General features: G+C 64.8%; 17 protein-coding genes and 1 pseudogene. 8 read left to right on the forward strand and 10 right to left on the reverse strand.

Features of this window, described 5'->3' with window-relative positions; genetic code table 11:
* Nucleotides 1–24: 24 nt before the first annotated feature.
* On the reverse strand, nt 25–684 hold the full coding sequence (locus tag CXY74_RS06445) for a Pr6Pr family membrane protein (RefSeq protein WP_146070069.1): 660 nt from the start codon (nt 682–684) through the stop codon (nt 25–27).
* Between the two features lie 79 nt (nt 685–763).
* Here CXY74_RS06445 and CXY74_RS17915 point away from each other — a divergent pair, with 79 nt between their 5' ends.
* Both CXY74_RS17915 and rraA read left to right on the forward strand, forming a co-directional pair.
* A complete protein-coding gene (locus CXY74_RS17915) occupies nt 764–988 on the forward strand; it encodes a hypothetical protein (RefSeq protein ID WP_233193246.1) in 225 nt (74 codons plus the stop codon).
* Nucleotides 985–1,452, forward strand: coding sequence for a ribonuclease E activity regulator RraA (gene rraA, locus CXY74_RS06450; protein ID WP_104199670.1), 468 nt, complete (start codon nt 985–987; stop codon nt 1,450–1,452). The genes CXY74_RS17915 and rraA overlap by 4 nt, the downstream gene beginning before the upstream one ends.
* A gap of 34 nt (nt 1,453–1,486) precedes the next feature.
* Here rraA and CXY74_RS06455 read toward each other — a convergent pair whose 3' ends face one another.
* The gene (locus tag CXY74_RS06455) at nt 1,487–1,924 is read right to left on the reverse strand and encodes a hypothetical protein (protein WP_104199671.1); all 438 of its coding nucleotides are present in this window, start codon (nt 1,922–1,924) and stop codon (nt 1,487–1,489) included.
* 135 nt (nt 1,925–2,059) lie between these two features.
* On the opposite strand from CXY74_RS06455, the gene CXY74_RS06460 reads away from it, so the two are divergent.
* Both CXY74_RS06460 and CXY74_RS06465 read left to right on the forward strand, forming a co-directional pair.
* Nucleotides 2,060–2,248 (forward strand): hypothetical protein, encoded by a 189-nt coding sequence (locus tag CXY74_RS06460; protein WP_146070070.1) that lies wholly within the window; start codon nt 2,060–2,062, stop codon nt 2,246–2,248.
* Between the two features lie 221 nt (nt 2,249–2,469).
* Nucleotides 2,470–3,270, forward strand: a complete 801-nt coding sequence (locus tag CXY74_RS06465) for a nuclease-related domain-containing protein (RefSeq protein ID WP_146070071.1) — start codon at nt 2,470–2,472, stop codon at nt 3,268–3,270.
* Nucleotides 3,271–3,387: 117 nt separating this feature from the next.
* Here CXY74_RS06465 and CXY74_RS06470 read toward each other — a convergent pair whose 3' ends face one another.
* Entirely contained in the window at nt 3,388–4,350 is a 963-nt protein-coding gene (locus CXY74_RS06470) for a DUF1524 domain-containing protein (RefSeq protein ID WP_104199674.1), read from the reverse strand.
* A gap of 160 nt (nt 4,351–4,510) precedes the next feature.
* Here CXY74_RS06470 and CXY74_RS06475 point away from each other — a divergent pair, with 160 nt between their 5' ends.
* A complete protein-coding gene (locus tag CXY74_RS06475; RefSeq protein WP_104199675.1) occupies nt 4,511–5,242 on the forward strand; it encodes a hypothetical protein in 732 nt (243 codons plus the stop codon).
* On the opposite strand, the gene CXY74_RS06480 is transcribed toward CXY74_RS06475, so the two are convergent.
* Complete coding sequence (locus CXY74_RS06480; RefSeq protein WP_146070072.1) at nt 5,239–5,454, reverse strand: hypothetical protein; 216 nt, start codon at nt 5,452–5,454, stop codon at nt 5,239–5,241. The genes CXY74_RS06475 and CXY74_RS06480 overlap by 4 nt on opposite strands.
* Before the next feature lie 262 nt (nt 5,455–5,716).
* Here CXY74_RS06480 and CXY74_RS06485 point away from each other — a divergent pair, with 262 nt between their 5' ends.
* Nucleotides 5,717–6,595, forward strand: coding sequence for a nuclease-related domain-containing protein (locus CXY74_RS06485; RefSeq protein WP_104199677.1), 879 nt, complete (start codon nt 5,717–5,719; stop codon nt 6,593–6,595).
* Nucleotides 6,596–6,604: 9 nt separating this feature from the next.
* Here CXY74_RS06485 and CXY74_RS06490 read toward each other — a convergent pair whose 3' ends face one another.
* Nucleotides 6,605–7,267: a hypothetical protein gene (locus CXY74_RS06490; protein ID WP_104199678.1), complete on the reverse strand. Its 663-nt coding sequence runs from the start codon at nt 7,265–7,267 to the stop codon at nt 6,605–6,607.
* A 126-nt stretch (nt 7,268–7,393) separates the two neighbouring features.
* Entirely contained in the window at nt 7,394–7,864 is a 471-nt protein-coding gene (locus CXY74_RS06495) for an L-lactate permease (protein ID WP_104199679.1), read from the reverse strand.
* Nucleotides 7,865–8,027: 163 nt separating this feature from the next.
* Between CXY74_RS06495 and CXY74_RS06500 the strand changes: the two genes are divergently transcribed.
* Nucleotides 8,028–9,821 (forward strand): L-lactate permease, encoded by a 1,794-nt coding sequence (locus tag CXY74_RS06500; RefSeq protein ID WP_104199680.1) that lies wholly within the window; start codon nt 8,028–8,030, stop codon nt 9,819–9,821.
* A gap of 154 nt (nt 9,822–9,975) precedes the next feature.
* On the opposite strand, the pseudogene CXY74_RS06505 reads toward CXY74_RS06500, so the two are convergent.
* The 4 genes and pseudogenes from CXY74_RS06505 to CXY74_RS06520 all read right to left on the reverse strand — a co-directional run bounded on the left by CXY74_RS06505 (nt 9,976) and on the right by CXY74_RS06520 (nt 16,487).
* A pseudogene (locus CXY74_RS06505) lies at nt 9,976–12,910 on the reverse strand (FAD-binding and (Fe-S)-binding domain-containing protein).
* Nucleotides 12,911–12,960: 50 nt separating this feature from the next.
* Nucleotides 12,961–14,739 carry a glyoxylate carboligase gene (gcl, locus tag CXY74_RS06510; protein WP_104199681.1) on the reverse strand — a complete coding sequence of 593 codons (1,779 nt, stop codon included), beginning with the start codon at nt 14,737–14,739 and terminating at the stop codon, nt 12,961–12,963.
* Nucleotides 14,740–14,755: 16 nt separating this feature from the next.
* A complete protein-coding gene (locus tag CXY74_RS06515; protein ID WP_104199682.1) occupies nt 14,756–15,655 on the reverse strand; it encodes a 2-hydroxy-3-oxopropionate reductase in 900 nt (299 codons plus the stop codon).
* A 16-nt stretch (nt 15,656–15,671) separates the two neighbouring features.
* Nucleotides 15,672–16,487, reverse strand: a complete 816-nt coding sequence (locus tag CXY74_RS06520) for a hydroxypyruvate isomerase family protein (RefSeq protein ID WP_104127448.1) — start codon at nt 16,485–16,487, stop codon at nt 15,672–15,674.
* Between the two features lie 192 nt (nt 16,488–16,679).
* On the opposite strand from CXY74_RS06520, the gene CXY74_RS06525 reads away from it, so the two are divergent.
* Entirely contained in the window at nt 16,680–17,441 is a 762-nt protein-coding gene (locus tag CXY74_RS06525; RefSeq protein WP_104199683.1) for an IclR family transcriptional regulator, read from the forward strand.
* Nucleotides 17,442–17,612: the final 171 nt, after the last annotated feature.

Raw genomic sequence — 17,612 nt, forward strand, 5'->3', positions numbered from 1 at the left:
CGTCAAGTAGCCGAAGCGGAAGGCTCAGGCGGAGTTGCGCCACGGCGGAAGGAGGTGCCGCGGCATCCGCTTCAGCCGGGTGATCCCGGTGAGCAGCGCCGCAATTCCGGTGATGATCATCACGATGATCAGGCAGTACAACACGGTCTCGCCGGGGCCGCTCACCTGCCGGGCATCGAGAAAAAAGTAGGGGTACCAGCCCACGACTGGCCCACGAATGAGCGTGAAGACCAGCCAGAACACAGGAAAAACGATGGCCCAGCCAAGATATTTCCACGACAGGCAGGCCTTATACGGGTCGACGATCCAGTCGATGAGGGCGAATGCCGGAATCACGAAGTGCAGAAACTGGCTCGACCACGGCACCTCGATGGAGTAGTTCGCGCTGGAGGACTGCCAGACGATGATGCCGTAGACCACGCCCGAAACCAGAATATAGGTCGTGACCATGGCCCGAAGCATGTCGAGCCAGGCCGGATCGGTAGGCCGTCGCAGCGCGACAACGGCGGCCGACATAAAGACGAGAATCGACACGATGGCGCTCTGCACCGTGAAATAGCTGAAGAAATTCGCGATCGCGAACGTGGACACGCCGAGTGTGTACTGAAAATATCCGACGAGGGCAACGAGTCCCGTCGCGGTCAATCCCAGGCGCGCCACACCGAACGCGGTCCGCGCTCTCATTCCCGTACCCCGGACGGGCTCGTGCGCGCGGTCATAGACTAACGCTACGCCAGCGCCGGGGAGCCCCCATCCGCAGGAGATGATCTCAAACCCGCCCTCGACGGTGGCATCGGCATCACTCACCTCGACGGCGGTCACGACGGCGCAGCACGGTGCGGTTTTCAGCCAGAGCAGCAGGCTCGTAACGGATGCTTCCCACCCCTCGATCTCGACACTGCCTGCGGGCTGGTTACGAGCGCAGGGTTACGGCAGACACGAGGCCGGGCCCTACTCTGGAAGCACCGAAACCCTGGAGGAACAATGACCGTGTTGACCGCCGATTTGTATGATGAGCGTGGCGACGAGCTGCAATCAGTACCCCTGCAGTTTCAGACGATCGGCGGACGGGCCCGGTTCAACGGCCCGATCCGCACTGTCACCTGTTTTGAAGACAACGCGCTGCTCAAATCGATCCTGTCCACTCCTGGTAATGGGGCGGTGCTCGTCATCGATGGCGGCGGCTCACTCAACACGGCGCTCATGGGCGATATGATCGCCGACCTCGCCGTGGCGAACGGCTGGTCCGGCGCGATCATCAATGGTGCCGTGCGTGACCGCATCGCTATTGGAGCCCTCGACCTCGGGGTGAAAGCCCTCGGTAGCAACCCGCGTAAGAGTTCCAAGACCGGGGCCGGTATAGCGGATGCCATCGTCGAGATCGCTGGAGTCGTCTTCACGCCCGGACGCACCGTCTACTGCGACGAAGACGGCATCCTGGTCGAGCGCTAACGACGTTGAACCGTGTGGCGCTGAGCGAATTCGCTCAGCGCCACACGCGAAAACGGGTCTTACTGCTGCACGTCGTCGATGCTGACGACGACGAAGTTGGCGTCGAGGTCGACAACGCGGTCGCTGCCGTCATCGACCCCGGAAGCTCGCTCGGGGTCGGAAAATTCATGTAGGCGTCGCGCATGAATCGGTCGAGGCGCTCACCCACCTTGGGATCCTGGGTCCACGTCCGCGGAAGTCGGGCCGGCTGGCTGAGCGGATCGAACCCGAGCAGGGCTACCCGCGCAACGGATAACGCAGTTGTGTCTGAGTCGTCCAGGGGCAGGGGGCGAGCCACGCGCACACCGGCGAAGACCACTCCGGTGCCGAGCAGCAGCCACGCGATGGGAAGGATCGCCTGCATGCTGACTTCACCGCCGGTGACCAGTACAAAAAAGTAGGCGAAGACCCAGACCGCCGGGGACAGCAACATGAGAGCGATACCGCCTCGACGAATGGATCGCGAGCGCTGTGATCGAGACGCGGTCGTGCCCAGCTGGCTAGCGGTGAAGGATTCGCGACGTGCCGCCGAGATGACCTGGCTGGCATCGACCGCTTGGCGGTGACGATGGCCCGGGCGTTCGTCGTGAACGAGGTTTGCTGGCCCTCCGGTAGCTCCGGTGACGTGCTCGCGTTGAACGCGACCACGGCGGCCACGGCGGCCGTCGCTGCGGCCTGCGTGTTTGTGACAGCGCGCGACAGATCACTGTCGATCATGGACTTCCCCTGGACATTTTTACGACTGGCGGCAACATGACGTGCTGGTCGTGCCGTGGGGTTGCGGTCGAACAACCGGGCTTTGTCATCGTGGCACAATGCGTGGGCTGGCACGCTTTCCGGGCGATGCCTCCCCCCGTACTGGGATGTACGAAGTTCTCTGACCGCGGTAGTTCAGGCACCTGATGCGCGCACCGCCCGATCGGGGGCTGCTCCAACTGGCTGCCGGGCGGATATATTCAAGCACCGAACAGGAGAACCGTGACAATCGATGCGCCCATAATGCGACTGCGGTGCCCCGCGCAGTCGATCATAGAAGTGCTCCTGCTGGAGCAACGGCTGGTTGCCCCCCGCCGGAAGCTGGAGCGCCTGGTCGGTCGGTCGCCACTCGGCGCCGACAGCGTACGCTGCCTCGATGCCGCCCGAGCGGAAATCTCCGTGGGGCTCGCGTTGGCCGAGCTGCCTCGGGAATGGATCGTCTTCCATTCCCTGCCGGTAGGCGACAGCGGCGCCGACGTCGACCACCTCGTGATCGGACCTGGCGGCGTATTCGCCCTCCATTCTGACCGTCAAGCGCGCAAATCTGTATTGGTCGCCGGTCGCAGTGTGCTCGTCGGCGCCCGAAAGATTCCGTATATAAGGGAGGCCGAATTCGAGGCGGTCAGCCTCACCACCCTGCTTTCCAAGCGGATGCCGAGCGCAGTGTCGGTACGGGGTGTCGTCGTACTCGTCGATACCAAACGTGTGACCGTGCAGACGCAGCCGTCACGGGTGAAAATCATCGAGGCCACCGACCTGTGTACCTGGTTGCAGGGACTCCCTTCCGTGCTGGCTCCCCTCGACCGGTTGGAAATTACCCGATTCGTCGAGAACCCCGCGCTCTGGCAGGCGCTCACAGCACTGACGCCGGCTGAGATTCTGCAGCGCTTTAGCGTGCTCGAGGCAGAAGTGGCGCGCGCGAGATACACCCGCCTGCGATGGATGACGCTCGGAATAGTTCTCGCCACACTCGGTGCCCTGCACGTGGTGCTGCTGCTTCCGCAGATTGCCAGCGCGCGGTAGCCGCACCGGAACCGCGCCGGAACCGCGCCGGAACCGCGCCGGAACCGCAGTGTCGAGCCCTGCAGAAGTGGCGCGACACTATGCGGGTGCACGGCGCAAAGCGGCTTCTGCGCGGGACTATTCGCAGCCGGTGCCGTCGCCGTCGCGATCGAGATGGCCGCCGTAGCCGGGGTCACCGACGTGAACCGGGGCCGCACCAGACTCACGGGCCGCGGTGCAGTTGTGAAAATAGACGTCGTTCGGCGTCTCGGCGATCGGCGCCGCCCCGGGCGCGACGACGGCGTCCGTGGTCGTGGTCGTGGTCGTGGCGAGTTCGTTGGGGCAGTTGGACAGGATGCGCGTCATCGCATCGTGTTCGGCCGCGGTCACCCACAGCGCATAGGTCGCCTTCACCGAAACCTGCCGCGCTACGTAGGCGCAACGGAATGTTTTCAGCGGCGGCAACCAGGTGGCCGTGTCGCCGTCACCCTTGCGTGAATTGGTCACGCCGTCAACGGCGAGCAGATTGAGTGGATCATTGGCGAGCGCCACCCGCTGTTCCTGCGACAGCTGCTGCGCTCCGGTCTGCCAGGCATTGGACAGTGCCACGAGGTGGTCGATCTGCACGAGCGATGAGGTCGCCTGCCCGCGCACGAAGGTGATGGTCTGGCCGGTGTACGGTCCGAGCAGGGTGCCGCCCTGCACCTCGCAGCCGCCGTCGACTACGAGGGCGCTCAGGTCGCGGGCCAGGATGTCGTTGCGGGTGTCGCATCCGTTCTGGTCCACGTCTTGCCAAGCCGATCCGAAGCTTTCCTCGCGGTCGTAGCCGGTCTGGGGGGCGCGCCCCTTCACCGGCAGGGTCTCCAGCACGGACAGGGCGGCGGTGTCGGTCGTGGCCGTCGCTTCGGCGGTCGAATCGGGCGTCGAATCGCGCGTCGGCGCGGGTTCGGCTGTCGCTGTTGGCAGCGCGCTGTTTGTCGGGACGGCCAGGTTCGACGAAACGGATGATCCCGCCACCGCGGTTCCCACCAGGATCGACCCGAGCACAGCCGCGACCAGCCCCATCACCAGAAAGGATCGGGTCGAGCGTCGAACGGTCATGATGCTCCTTCTGGCCGCACGGCACGACCCTCCGAATATACGTGGTGCGGCGTGGTCGCCTCGCACCAGGGCAGCATCCGTTTCGTAAAACGTCCCCCATTCTGGGGGTCTTGTGGCAGGGGCGGCACTGGCAAGATATAAAACCCGGCGAGGAGCACTGATGATCCACATACTCTCCACGTGGCGGCGTCGTTCGATGCCCCCGGAATCACTCGAATCGAATCGCACCGCACCGCCGCAATTATTGGTCGGGCCAGCCTGGCTGCCCGGCTATGCGCCCCGCCCTGCGGTCACGCCGATCGACCTGGCGTTGGCCAGAGCTCGCAGTGAATCCGCCATCGATACGCTCCTCGCGACGCTTCCCGAAAACTGGGCCGCATTCACGTTGCCCAGGTTCGGCGGTGATGGCGCGGGCGTGGTGCGCCTGCTGGTGGGCCCCGGCGGGGTTCTTGCCCTGCATGCACGGCTGTTCGACGGCCAGATCGCCTGGGTGCACCGACAGACTGTGTTCGTTGCCGGGCAGCGCTCGCCGGATTTCACGGTGGCCACAGCCGGCGCGAACCGCCTCACGGTGCGCCTGCGCGGTCGACTGCCGCTGCGCACCGCGGTGCAGCCCGCACTCGTTCTGCTGGGCACCCGCGCGCTATGGATCACCGGGCGTTCCGGGTTGGTCAAGTCGGGTTTGGGGAAGGCGGGGCCGGCCAAAATGGTTTCTGTCAGGACACCATTGGTGCCGGTGCTCGGTGCTGCAGCGCTCGGCGACTGGTTGGTCGCACGCCCACAGGTGCTCCGCCCGATCGAACGAATGGAACTCGCCGCCGTGATCGACAACCCGCTGACCTGGGGTATTCGTCCGACGATCCTGCCCCAGCCCGGTAGCGTGGGGGTTTAGCGCACGCGCTTCGCCGGGCCGTTACCCTTGGCCGACAGCAGTCGCGCGCGCACCGAGAACGCGCCACCGACGACGAGCGAGACCACGGCGGCCGGTAGAATCACGTCGACGAACTGGTTACCCGAGAGCAGGTTGGCCAGCAGCAGAAGCACTGCCAGGCCGCTGAAGGCGAGTCCCGCGATCGCGCAAACATTGAAAGTCAGGTGTTTCACGAGTGAATCCAATCGGTGGGGTGATTTCAGGCTAGCCGACGTTGCCCTACTTAGTGGGGGAGGCCCCGGCAGGGGGCCCCACCTTATATTGACAGCGGATGCTTTGCACCAGCCTCGGGGGTCGCCTCGGAGCGTGAATGAGAATTACTTAACATTTGCTAACTAAAGCTGTGATGCAGCCGATTGTTAGGACGGGATCGGCAGGTGTCGGTGGCACGATAATACGGGGTTCGAACCCGTGGTAAGGCAAGTGAACGTGGCTATGACAACTCTTGGTGCTGGACTGCAGGCTCATGATCACGAGCCGGCAGTCTCTGTGGCGCGCAGCATGCCCACGGTGTCCATCGCCCCCGGTCGGTTCGCCGGTCAATCCGTTGTCGAGGAACTGCTGCGCCAGCACGAAGACCGGCCGCCGCAGTCCTGGTTCGCACGCACCCTGGGCGTCGCGCCGCTCGATGCGAATGGACTGGGCTGGCTCCGCGCTGCGCAGGCCGAGATGATTGTCGGCGACATTCTCACACGGCTGCCCGATGGCTACAGTGTCTACCATTCTCTGCCCATTCGCAGTACGGCGTTCTGGGTCGACCACCTCGTCGTGGGTCCGGGAGGAGTCTTCTCGATCAATGCGAAAACTCACTGGGACCGCGACCTGACCGGGTCGCCGCGCTCGATTCCGATCGGCGACCACGCCATGCCGTACCTGCGTGATGCGCGGTTTGAATCGGCCCAGATCACCGCGTTGCTGGCAGCGGTGATGCCGGCAGCGAGCGTTGTTGAACCCATGATTGTGCTGGTCAACCCGCACAAAATTCTGCTTGCCCGCAAACCCAATGCCGTCACGGTCATCGATTCGCCTCGCCTGCGCCGGTGGCTCGTGGCGCGCCCGCGAACGTTCACCCCGGAGCAGCAGGCCGCGGTCACCGCGGTCATCGACGACCCCGCGACCTGGCGAGCAGCTCCCCAGCCGCTTGCGCCAGCGCACCTGCACGCCCGGTTCACCGCGCTCGAACAGCAGGTCGCGGCCGCCCGAACGCGACGTACCACGTTCACGGTACTGGCCGCCGCGGCGGCCGCGGCCCTGCTTGCCGCCCTGACATCGCCCCTCATCGTCGCTGCCGTCGAGTACCTCGCCGTGCGCTGAGCCAATGGGTCAGGCGAGGCGCTCGAGAACCGTGCCCTCGCGCATCCGCTCGACGCGTACGACGTGGTCGCGCAGGTCACGCACCCCGCGCACGATGGCCAGTTCGGCGATGTCCTGTCCCTTGGTCACCGCGTGAGAACGGGTGGGGTGCCGGTAGTCCTCGATCGATTCGAAGGTGCCCCGCCCGCGCGGCTCCTTGCTGTGCCGCTGCGCGAAGCCGGAGTTGATCCCGCTCAGCTCGATCTCGTCTTCGTGGGCAGCGACCAGGCTCCTGGTGTTCACGGTGATCACCGTGTGGGCATCGTCGCGATAGGAGCGGGCGTTCAACAGGTCGCGCAGCAGCCGTGGCTGCAGGTGAAAGAAGACGCGGTCGTTCAGCGCCGCGTACCATTCGGCCAGTGTCAGGTCTTCGAGGGCATCTTCGAGCGACGGCTCATGGATGGCCTTCTGATGACGGATGACCGCGGTGCCGAATTGGGAATGCTCCAGCACGCGCGACTCGCCTCGGCGCTTGCCCAGAATGGCAGCCTGAGGGGTACCCTGCTTGACGCCCCATCGGGTGACGAGCGCGGCTGGACTGAGCAGCCCGTGCCGCCAGATGGCGGGCCAGCTTCCATCGGCGGCCACGTGATAGAGCTCGGGGTATAGACGAATCAGCTCGCGAGACAACACATTTCGAGCGTACTCGCCGCCGGAGCGGCCCCGAGCCAGCCCGAAAGTTCACCGTCAGTGCTGTCAGCGCAGGCGGCGCAGTCAGTCGGGGCAGTCGGGGCAGGTCGAGCGTTGCGAGCGCCGTCGTCAGGGCACCATCCAGCCGAGCACGGGGGTCGATTGCAGCCAGATCACGAGGGTCATCAGCACGAGGAGGCCCAGACTCCAACCGATCAGCTTGCGGAGGAGCGTGCTCTCCGCCCCAGCGAGCCCGACAGCGATGGTCCAGCGCAGCTGCATCAGGGTTTCCCGGTAGACCCGCAGTCCCTGGCGGGGCGTGATCTTGTATAAGGCCATCAGGACCGCACCGGAGATCAGCACGGATGTGCCCGCTGCCTTGAGATGGTCCAGTTTGAAGAGCTGAGCGACAACGGGATTGCCAGCCGGGTCGATCACATTCTGCCCCGGCCACCGGAACGTCACGCTGCCGAAAGCGGTCAGCCAGGCCTTGACTATCGGCACTTGGGCAATCGAGAAGATCACGATGATGATCAGGTAGGGGGCAATAGCCGTCCAGACCTGGCGCGCGGCAGGCCGCGTCTCTGGTGCACCGAACATCGTGATGCGCTGGCTCTAGACCGTGGGTGCGGCCTTGTCAGTCATCCCCTGAGCCTAAAGACGGCACATCCGTTGACCCTGAATGAAGCGACGCTCTAGGATGACATCCACAACACAATATTAAAATTTCACCATACGAAAATTGGTCAGAGAGGACCTAATCGTGGACAATCTCGCTGTGCTGAGCCTTCTGGCGCTGGCACCAATTCTGGTGGTGGGCATTTTGCTCGCCGGATTTCGATGGCCCGCCAAGTACGCCATGCCAGTGGGCTACATCGCGACCGTGATCGTAGCCCTCGTGGTGTGGAAGATGGACTCTCGCGGAGTCATCGCCGCTTCGCTCGAGGGAGTGATCATCGCGGCAACCCTGCTGTACATCGTGTTCGGTGCCCTCCTGCTGCTGTCGACGCTGACGGTCGGAGGGGCGATGTCCAGGATCCGTGCCGGGTTCAACAACATCTCGCCCGACCGGCGCATCCAGGCGGTCATCATCGGGTGGCTGTTCGGAAGTTTCATCGAGGGCGCTTCGGGCTTCGGTACTCCCGCCGCGGTCGTCGCGCCGCTGCTGCTGGCGATGGGCTTCCCGGCGATGGCCGCCGTTATGGTGGGCCTCATCATCCAGAGCACGCCGGTGAGCTTCGGTGCGGTCGGCACCCCCATCATTGTGGGCGTCGGCGGCGGACTCGGCGGCGATCCCGCGGTGGCCGAACGCCTCTCCGTACTTGGTGTCACGATGCCTGAGTTCGTGGTCTCGATTGGATTCCAGGTGGCGTTGATCCACGCGATCGTGGGACTGCTCATTCCGCTGATTCTCGTCTGCATGCTCACGGGCTTCTTCGGCCCCGAGCGCCGTTTCCGTGACGGGCTCGCGATCTGGCCGTTCGCGCTATACGCCTCGGTCGCCATGACCATCCCCTCGGTTCTCGTGGCCCGTTTCCTCGGCCCGGAATTCCCCTCGCTTTTCGGCGGCCTCTTCGGACTCATCCTGGTGATGTTCACCTCAAGCAAGGGCTTCTTGATGCCGAAGAAGACCTTTGACTTCGGTCCGCGCGCCACGTGGAGCCCGCGCTGGATGGGCACTATGGAGCCGGCGGCGGCACCCGCCGCATCCGCTCGCCCCATAAGTATCGTGAGTGCCTGGGCGCCCTACGTGCTGATGGCTGTGCTCCTCGTGGGCAGCCGAATAATCGTCCCGGCCAAGGAATTTCTCACCGGCATCACCATCCCCTTCAACAACATTCTGGGCACCGACATCTCCACCGCCGTGCAGCCGTTCTACTCGCCAGCCTTCCTGCTCATTCTGGCGTCACTGTCCGCCTATGCACTTCACCGCATGAACGGCAGACAGATTCGCGAGACCTGGGCTGTCTCCGGCAAGCAACTCGCTGGAACCGCCGTGGCCCTGCTGTTCGCCGTGCCGCTCGTGCGCGTGCTGATCCAATCTGGGCCGGACCTCAACGCGTCCGGTCTCTCGAGCATGCCTGTGACTCTTGCCGAAGGTGCCGCGGCCGTCTCGGGCAGTTCCTGGCCGTTCATCGCCCCGTTCATCGGAGCGCTCGGAGCGTTTGTCGCCGGTTCCAATACCGTGTCGAATCTCACGTTCTCCCAGTTCCAGTTCTCCACCGGTAACGCCATCGGAGTGAACCCCGAGCAGGTAGTGGTCGCACAGGCTGTAGGAGGCGCCGGCGGAAATCCGATCGCCATCCACAACATCGTGGCAGCCTCGGCGACGGTGGGACTGCTCGGCCGAGAGGGAGACCTGCTGCGCAAGACGATCCTGGTCACGCTGTACTACTGCATAGCAGCCGGCTCGATCTCGTTCATTTTCATCTACGGCCTCGGCTTCAACCTCGGCTCAATCATGCTCGTGCTGCTCATGACGACGCTCGGGCTGATCGTGCGCTGGATGTTGCGCCAGAAGGCAGCCGTGCTGGCCCCCGAACCAACACACGTTTAGTACCGTCACCCGAAGAGCGGGCGGCAGCGGAGGCATCCGTTGTCGCCCGCTGTGTTGTTCCGGGCACGCACAAAAAACCGGAGAATGTGAGACACACGAAGCGGGTTGGTTCACCGCGGTATGTCTCACAAACCCCGGTTTCAGGGACGTGGGCCTACGGCCGGGTGACCTCTTCCAGGATCTCGAGTACATGACGATACGGTTTGCCGGTGGCACGCGTCATTCCGAGTTCGCAGGTGCGGTTGCAGGAGGCGTGGGCGGTGGCGCCCATGGCGACGACGTCCGCGGCCTGAGCGCGGGTTGCGGATGCGGTGAGTTCAGGATGGAGCATTCCTCGGTCGCCGGCGAACGCGCAACACCCCCAATTCTCCGGGATCTCAACACGTTCGGCGATGGCGTCGGCGATGGTGTCGAGGGCCGGGTTGATGCCCAGTCGGGTCGAGGAGCAGGTGGGGTGCAGCGCCAGAGACTCGATTTTGTGATACCCCGGCAGGCTCGGCAGGATGTGGGTGGCTGCGAACTCCACCGCGTCGATGACGGTCAGGGGCCGCGCGCTGGTATCGCCCTCGATGATGTGGCGAAGGCCCTCGGTGCAGGAGGAGGCATCACAGACGACGGGCAGGGCGCCCTCATTGGTGGCGGCACGCAGTACGGCAAGGGTTTTGTGGCTCATGGTGGCGAGCCCGTCAGCCATGCCCTTGGACGACCATGGTGTGCCGCAGCACAGCGCGTCGATTCCGGCCGGAACGAGAAGGGTGATGCCGGCGCGTTCGCACAACTGCTCGAAGCCGACCTGCACGCCGCAAGTTCCCGTGGTGGCCGGACCGAACATTGTTTGCACGCAAGCGGGAAAATAGACGGCCTGCGGCGCATTTGTTGGCTGGGTACGCTGCCGGGTGGTTTCCGACGGTGGATTACGCATGTCTGGTTTCGCTTTCTTCGACTGTGATGGACGGGCGTGCCTTGGGCGCAGTCGTCACCGCCCGATGTTTGCGGCTGGCGCCGCCACCGGGCAGTTCGGGGGAATAGAGGGGGACGGCGTCTGTGCCGAGCACGGCGCGGGCCAGCTTGTTGGGCGCGAGGATGACGCCGACGGGTACCGTGCGAACCACATTCAAGGCCACGCCGGCAACCCGGGTCACAGCGCCCCAATTCTTCGCGGCAACATTCCAGATGGCCTTCTCGACCGGATTGGCGTCATCTCGGCGCAGGCGCTTCATGAGGTCGCCGGTGTTGATCGTCACCGGGCAGGCTGTCTGGCACATGCCGTCGGCGGCGCAGGTCTGCACGGCGTCGTACTCGTAGTCCTTCTCCAGCTCGGCCACCAGGGCGAGATTGCCATCGAGCCGGGCCTGTTCGATTGCACGCAGCGACACGATGCGCTGCCGGGGGGTGAGCGTCACATTGCGGCTCGGGCACACCGGTTCACACCAGCCACACTCGGTGCAGCGATCTACTTCACTTGCCACGGCAGGGATGGCCTTGAGATCTTTGAGGTGCGCGTTCGGGTCGTCATTGATGAGCACACCCGGGTTGAGCAGGCCGGCCGGGTCGAACAACACCTTGATGCGCCGCATGACGTCATAGAGCTCGTCGCCGTATTGGCGTTGCACGTAGGGTGCCATGACGCGCCCGGTGCCGTGCTCGGCTTTGAGCGAACCACCCTCGCCGAGTACGAGGTCGACGAGGTCTTCGGTGAACTGGCTGAACCGTTCCAGCCCGGTCGGGCTGCCGAAATCGTCGGTGAGCATGAAGTGCACGTTGCCGTCTTTGGCATGACCGAAAATCATCGAGTTCTCGTACTCGTACTTGGCGAATAGTCGCATGAGCTCCATGCAGGTGCGGGCGAGCGCCGGCACCGGAACCACGATGTCTTCGAGCAGGGCGCTCGTACCCTGCGGCCGGGTGCCGCCCACGGCTGGGATGATCCCCTTGCGCAGGTACCACAGTTGGCCGCGAATGCCCGCATCGGTCGTGAAATCGGCCGGCAGGGTGAGATCCAGCGTGTTGACGGTCTGCATGCCGGTCTCGAGCAGCTGCGCCAGCTTCTCGGACGACTCGGCGTGGTATTCCACGAGGAGGGCAGCGTGCTCCTGAACAACGAGGTCGAGCACGATGGCCGGGGCACCGGGCATCTGCTGCCCCACAGTCAGCGATAACGCGTCCATCAGTTCCAGGGTGGCCGCGCCGGTCGCCACAAGGGCCGGCAGCGCGGCTGTGGCGGCCTCGAGCCCGGGAAACACGAGCAGCGCCGTCGTCACGTGCGGCAGTTTGGGCACGGTACGAAAAACCGTCTCGGCCACGAACCCCAGCGTGCCCTCGCTGCCCACAATCAGGTGCGCGAGCATGTCCACCGGCCGGTCGAAGTCCAGAAGAGAGTTCACGCCATAACCCATGGTGTTCTTCATCGAGAACTGCTGCCGAATGGTGGCGACGGAGGCCGGATTGCTCCGGGTGCGCCGTGCCAGTTCGAGCAGGCCGTTATATAAAACCGGCTCCCGCCGGAGGAGCTGATCGTCGGCATCCGCTGCACCGGTGTCGACGACGGTGCCGCTAGGCAGCACCACGACGACCGATTCGAGGGTCTGGTAGGTGTTATCGACGGTGCCGCACGCCATTCCGGAGGAATTGTTGGCCACGACGCCGCCGATGGTAGCGGCGGACTCGCTGGCCGGGTCTGGCCCGAACTTGCGGCCGTACTTGGCCAGCCGGGTATTCACGGCCCGCACGGTGGCGCCCGGCTGCACCCGCACCCGGAGCCCCCCGTCGAGCACCTCGATGTTTTTGAAGTTGCGACGCACATCGACCAGTACCCCGTCGGTGATGGCCTGCCCGCTCAGGCTGGTGCCTCCCGACCGGAACGTGAGGTGTACGCCCTGCGCGGCAGCAACGCGCAGGAGCGCGCCGACCTCCGCAGCGTCCGTGGCTACCACGACCGCCTGCGGGATCAGCAGGAAGTGCGAGGCATCGTGGGCATTGGCGTAGAGGTCGATGGCCCGGGTTTTCACCCGGGCCGGATCGGTCACGGCCGCGCGGAGGGCTCCGAATACGGTACTGCCGGTCTGGGCACTAACGGTTGTTGTACTCACAAGAACTCCTTTGTTCGTGAATTGCACGTGCACTCAGTCAATGGGGCGAGTCAGGCCATAAAGGAGAGCGCGGTGGGCACATCGGCCGCTGTCTCAGCCAGGGCTTCGAACTCGGTCACGGCGTCGATCTCGGCGGCGGCCATGGAGATATTCGTGACTCGCTCGAGGATGACCTCGACGACCACGGGTACCCGGAACTCGGCCATCCATTCCCGAGCCTGGGCGAACGCTGCCTGCAGATCATCGGCTTCGCGCACCCGGATGGCCTTGCAGCCGAGGCCCTCGGCCACCTTGACGTGGTCGACGCCGTACCCCTCGAGCTCGGGCGAATTGATGTTCTCGAACGCGAGCGACACCTGATAATCCATGTCGAACCGGCGCTGCGCCTGCCGGATCAGGCCGAGATAGGAGTTATTCACGACGACATGGATGTACGGGATGTGGAATTGGGCCCCCACCGCCAGTTCTTCGATCATGAACTGAAAGTCGTAGTCGCCGCTGAGTCCCACGACCGTTTTCGTCGGATCGGCCACCGCTACGCCGAGGGCGGCGGGCAGCGTCCAGCCAAGGGGACCGGCCTGGCCGCAATTGATCCAGTGCCGCGGGTGGAACACGTTCAGAAACTGTGCCCCGGCAATCTGAGAGAGCCCGATCGTGGTCACATAGCGGGTCTCGGTGCCGAACGCCCGATTCATCTCCTCATACACGCGCTGCGGCTTCATCGGTAGGTTGTCGAAGTGGGTCTTGCGCTGCATCGTGTTCTTGCGGTGCACGCAGCTCTCGACCCAGCTCTCCCAATCGGGCAATCCGCCTTGGGCCTTGCATTCCCGTGCCAGCTCAACCAGACCGCGAAGGGCAGCCCCGGCATCGGAGACGATGCCGAAGTCGGGGGAGAAGATGCGCCCGATCTGGGTGGGCTCGATGTCGATATGAATGAAGGTGCGACCCTTCGTGTACGTGTCGAGGCCGCCAGTGTGCCGGTTGGCCCACCGGTTGCCGATGCCGAGTACGAAATCCGATTCGAGCATGGTCGCGTTGCCGTAGCGGTGCGAGGTCATCAGTCCCACCATGCCGGCTGCGAGCCGGTGGTCGTCGGGAATGCTGCCCCAGCCCATCAGTGTGGGAATCACCGGAATATTCAACACCTCGGCGAGCTGCACCAGCTCCTCCGAGGCATCCGCGTTGATCACGCCGCCGCCGGCGATGATCACTGGGCGCTTGGCCAGCAGCAGCATCGCCAGTGCCTTCTTCAACTGGGCAGCCGATGCCGCGGGCCTGACCACCGCCAGTGGCTCATAGGTGTCGATGTCGAACTCGATTTCCGTAAGCTGCACATCGATGGGCAAGTCGATCAGCACCGGGCCCGGGCGGCCGGAGCGCATCAGATAGAACGCTTTCTGGAAGACGCCGGGAACCTGCCCGGCCTCGAGCACGGTGACGGCCATTTTGGTGACGGGGGCCGCAATAGAGGCGATGTCGACGCCCTGGAAGTCTTCCTTGTGCAGCTTGCTCACCGGCGCCTGGCCGGTGATGCAGAGGATGGCCGTGGAGTCGGCCCACGCGGAGTAGAGCCCGGTCATCATGTCGGTGCCTGCCGGTCCGGAGGTGCCGATGCACACGCCGATGTTGCCGGCTTTGGTGCGGGTGAATCCCTCGGCCATGTGCGAAGCGCCCTCGACGTGGCGGGCCAGGATGTGGTCGATGCCGCCATGGGCGCGCATGGCGGAGTAGAACGGGTTGATGGCGGCGCCCGGAACGCCGAAGGTTTGGGTGGCTCCCTCTTTCTCGAGGATGGCGACGGCAACGTCGACTGCACGCATTTTAGACATGTGGTTCTCCTTGGAGCTAAATAGTTGGTGTGTCGACGGGTGAGCGGCCGGACATCTGCTCGACCAGCAACAGCAGAGCCGAGTGATCGAGCGAACCGTGGCCTTCGGCGCGCAGGGCGCCCATCAGCTGGGCCACCACCGCACCCAGCGGAATGGCGACACCGGCGGCGCGGGCGGCGGCGGTGACGATGCCGAGGTCCTTGTGGTGCAGGTCGACCCGGAAACCCGGTTCGAAGCGGCGTTCCAGCATCGAGGCGGCCTTGCGGTCCAGGATGCGATTGCCGGCCAGCCCGCCGGCTAGAACCGTGACAGCGGCCTGGGTGTCAACCGAGTGTGCCTCCAGAAAAACGAGCGCTTCGGCGACGAGCTGGATGGTACCGGCGACGATGAGCTGGTTGGCGGCCTTGACCGTCTGGCCGGACCCGGCCGGACCGACGTGTACGACGGTGCTGCCCATCGAGTCGAGCACGCCGCGAATGGCCTCGACGTCGGCGGCATCCCCGCCGACCATGATCGACAGGGTGCCCTCGATCGCACCGGCCTCACCGCCGGAGACGGGGGCGTCGACGGCTCTGAGGCCGGCCTCCCGTGCGGCGGTGGCGAGGCGAACGGTGACGTCGGGACGGATGGTGCTGGTGTCAATCCAGGTGGCGTCGGCGGGGGTGTTGGCGAAGACGCCGTCCGGGCCGCCGACGACGTCCTCGACATCGGGCGAGTCGGGCAGCATCGTGATCACCACATCGGCTTCCCGCACGGCTGCGATGATGTTGGCCGCGCCGCGGCCGCCCGCGGCCACCAATTGATCGATCCGTGCCGGACTGCGGTTGAAGCCGATGACGTTATGGCCGGCCTTGACGAGATTGATCGCCATGGGAAGGCCCATGATTCCCAGGCCGATGACGGCAACATTGGTCATTTTCGTTGTCCTTTTCTCACTGGTGGTGGATGCTTGTGGCCGGTTGGACAGCGTCGAGCCAGGCAAACGGATTCGCTGCGGCCGTCTTGTACTCCAGCCCGATGACGCCCTGGTAGCCGAGCCCCTGACTGTGCGCGAGCCACTCCTGAATCGGCAACGTGCCCGTTCCTGGTTCGCCGCGGCCCGGTGCATCGGCAATCTGGATATGGCCGAATTCGTGGGCGTGCTCGATGATCACAGCGTCGACGTCGTCGCCGTTGACGGCCAGGTGGTAGAAGTCGGCGAGCAATTTGATGTTCGTGTCGCCGGTCTCGGCGCGTACCCGGTCGATGACGGCCAGCACGTCGGCCGCCGTTCGCAGGGGATACCTCGGTGCACCGCTCACCGGCTCCAGCAGCACGGTGCCACCGATCGGGGCGACGGATCGCGCGGCGAGGGAGAGGTTTTCGACAGCCAGCTCGTCTTGTTCCTCGGCGGTGACGCCGTCGATGCGGTTTCCGTAGAGGGCATTGAAGGACGTGCAGCCGAGGCGCCCGCCGATACCGGCCGCGACCGCCAGGTTGTCGCGGAACTCGTGGGAACGGGCGGGCCAGGAGACCAGGCCCCGGTCTCCGGCCGGCATGTCCCCGGCCGCGAAATTCAAACCGGTCAGCCGAACATCGGCATCCGTGATCGCGTTTTCAAAGTCGGCAATGTCCGATTCGGTGGGAACCGCGGCGGCAAAGGGCCACCAGAACTCGACCGCGTCGAAGCCGGCGGCCTTGGCGGCGGCCGGGCGCTGGAGCAACGGCAGCTCGGTCAGCAGGATGGAGCAGTTTACGGTGTACGGCATGGGCGTCCTTGCTCGAGTCGACAAATCAGCGACTTCGTTCCAGATGATTTCGTATTATGGAAGTTAGTTTCTGTTATACGAAAAGAATAGGGTCGGTGCGGCCCCGCGTCAACTGCTGTGTACTCTGAAGAACCCGGCGACGATTTTCGCAGTGCAGAAATCTGTTGTCACACACGGTCTGGAGAATGGCAGATGGCGGAACGCGGCGCTGGTAGCGGTGTGCAGTCGGTGGAACGGGTTTTCGAGCTCCTGGAGCTGATCACGGCTGCCGGTGGAGAGGTGATGCTGAGTGAGCTCGCGGCCTCTACCGACCTGCCGCTGCCCACCATCCATCGGCTGCTGCGCACGCTGATGGCCAAGGGGTACATCCGCCAGCTCGCCAATCGGCGGTACGCCCTGGGCCCCGGACTCATTCGTCTTGGAACGGCAGCAAGCCAGCAGCTTGGTGTCCTCGCCGGCCTGCAACTTCGTTCGCTGGTCGATCAGCTCGGGGAGACGGCGAACATGGCCGTTCTCGATGCCGACATGGCGCTATACATCGCCCAGGCTCCGTCCAAACACTCCATGCGCATGTTCACGGAGGTCGGCCGACGCGCGCACACTCACGCCACCGGGGTCGGCAAGGCGATCCTGGCGCAGCTGGGCGATGACGCCGTGCGCGCCATTATGGCCAGGACAGGCATGCCGAGGCCCACGGCCATGAGCATCGGAACGGTGGATGATCTGCTGGTGGACCTGGCCCGAATCCGGGAACGCGGTTACTCCATCGACGATGGCGAGCAGGAACTCGGTGTGCGCTGCTTCGCGATGGGGGTTCCGAATGCGCCGACGCCCACCGCCATCAGCGTGTCCGGGCCGGTATCGCGGGTCGATGATGCGTTTGCGCAGCGTGCCATTCCCGCGCTGCGCGCCGCTGCGGACTCCATTTCTCTGGACCTGAACCCCGCAGCCTAAGTGGCTTCGGGTGCGGTGTCGCACCGCACCTCCGCTCGGACGCACCCATTCCTGTCGCTCTAGCCCGCCGAACCCCGCCGATGGTGGCGGTCACGGCAACGAAGGTGGGGCGACCGGTGCGCTCGGCGGCGAGCCGCAGCATCTGGCTGGGTACGAGAGCGAATGCTCGTG

The organism is Cryobacterium sp. Y29 (genome assembly GCF_002929825.1).
Taxonomy (GTDB): Bacteria; Actinomycetota; Actinomycetes; order Actinomycetales; family Microbacteriaceae; genus Cryobacterium.

What these genes read in the sequence shown, in the direction of transcription:
- CXY74_RS06455 (WP_104199671.1), bottom strand. Translation starts at nt 1,924, where the DNA reads ATGTTGCTGTCCCCGGCGGTCTGGGTCTTCGCCTACTTTTTTGTACTG.
- CXY74_RS17915 (WP_233193246.1), top strand. Translation starts at nt 764, where the DNA reads ATGATCTCAAACCCGCCCTCGACGGTGGCATCGGCATCACTCACCTCG.
- rraA (WP_104199670.1), top strand. Translation starts at nt 985, where the DNA reads ATGACCGTGTTGACCGCCGATTTGTATGATGAGCGTGGCGACGAGCTG.
- gcl (WP_104199681.1), bottom strand. Translation starts at nt 14,739, where the DNA reads ATGTCTAAAATGCGTGCAGTCGACGTTGCCGTCGCCATCCTCGAGAAA.
- CXY74_RS06470 (WP_104199674.1), bottom strand. Translation starts at nt 4,350, where the DNA reads ATGACCGTTCGACGCTCGACCCGATCCTTTCTGGTGATGGGGCTGGTC.
- CXY74_RS06515 (WP_104199682.1), bottom strand. Translation starts at nt 15,655, where the DNA reads ATGACCAATGTTGCCGTCATCGGCCTGGGAATCATGGGCCTTCCCATG.
- CXY74_RS06525 (WP_104199683.1), top strand. Translation starts at nt 16,680, where the DNA reads ATGGCGGAACGCGGCGCTGGTAGCGGTGTGCAGTCGGTGGAACGGGTT.
- CXY74_RS06460 (WP_146070070.1), top strand. Translation starts at nt 2,060, where the DNA reads ATGGCCCGGGCGTTCGTCGTGAACGAGGTTTGCTGGCCCTCCGGTAGC.
- CXY74_RS06495 (WP_104199679.1), bottom strand. Translation starts at nt 7,864, where the DNA reads ATGTTCGGTGCACCAGAGACGCGGCCTGCCGCGCGCCAGGTCTGGACG.
- CXY74_RS06485 (WP_104199677.1), top strand. Translation starts at nt 5,717, where the DNA reads ATGACAACTCTTGGTGCTGGACTGCAGGCTCATGATCACGAGCCGGCA.
- CXY74_RS06520 (WP_104127448.1), bottom strand. Translation starts at nt 16,487, where the DNA reads ATGCCGTACACCGTAAACTGCTCCATCCTGCTGACCGAGCTGCCGTTG.
- CXY74_RS06475 (WP_104199675.1), top strand. Translation starts at nt 4,511, where the DNA reads ATGATCCACATACTCTCCACGTGGCGGCGTCGTTCGATGCCCCCGGAA.
- CXY74_RS06445 (WP_146070069.1), bottom strand. Translation starts at nt 684, where the DNA reads ATGAGAGCGCGGACCGCGTTCGGTGTGGCGCGCCTGGGATTGACCGCG.